Origin of the sequence: Mesobacillus maritimus, from assembly GCF_023715205.1 — a bacterium.
Taxonomy (GTDB): Bacteria; Bacillota; Bacilli; order Bacillales; family Cytobacillaceae; genus Mesobacillus_B; species Mesobacillus_B maritimus_C.
The window spans coordinates 1-764 of record NZ_JAMBNR010000054.1; the positions used below are offsets into that span (position 1 = coordinate 1).

1 protein-coding gene is annotated in these 764 nt (G+C 34.9%); it reads left to right on the forward strand.

Annotated features, from left to right (window positions below; all coding sequences use genetic code 11):
* Positions 1–655: transposase (locus M3182_RS25545; RefSeq protein ID WP_251560632.1), on the forward strand; the 655-nt coding region annotated here is incomplete at its 5' end.
* Positions 656–764: the final 109 nt, after the last annotated feature.

Below are 764 nucleotides of genomic sequence, written 5' to 3' on the forward strand. Positions count from 1 at the left end.
GATTATTACAGCTGCGATTGTTACTACTGGTGAGAAAAGTGATGGAAAGTACCTGAAAGATTTAGTTGAGAAAAGTAAAGAAGCAGGCATGACAATTGATAGAATCATTGGTGATACAGCTTATTCAGAAAAAGATAATATCCAGTATGCAAAAACCGAAGAGTTTCAATTAGTATCTAAACTAAATCCACAGATTACACAAGGTGGACGTGCTAAAGAGGATGAGTTTGAGTTTAATAAAGATGCAGGTTTGTACGTTTGTAAAGCAGGTCACATGGCAATACGAAAAGCACGAACGGGAAAGAAAGAACAAGGGAAAAATCAAAAAGACACCTATTACTTTGATATTAAAAAATGTGCAGTATGTCCGTTCCGTGATGGCTGTTATAAAGAAGGGGCAAAAAGTAAAACATATTCTGTTTCAATAAAATCCACAGAACATAAGGAACAGGAAGCATTTCAAAATAGTGAAGAATTTAGAGAACATGCACGCTCTCGTTATAAAATTGAAGCAAAAAATAGTGAGTTAAAACATAGACACGGGTATGAAACAGCAACATCTGCGGGTCTATTTGGTATGGAAATTCAAGGAGCCACAGCGATATTTGCAGTAAACCTCAAGCGAATTTTGAAACTCCTTAATGAAAAGGAATAAAAAAAGAAAAGGAAAAAGGCAATTTTCCGCTTGAAAAACAGGTGGAAAATTGCCTTTTTGTATTCATTTGAATTTGCAGAATAAAAAACGTAAGTTTTTCAGTGCCCTC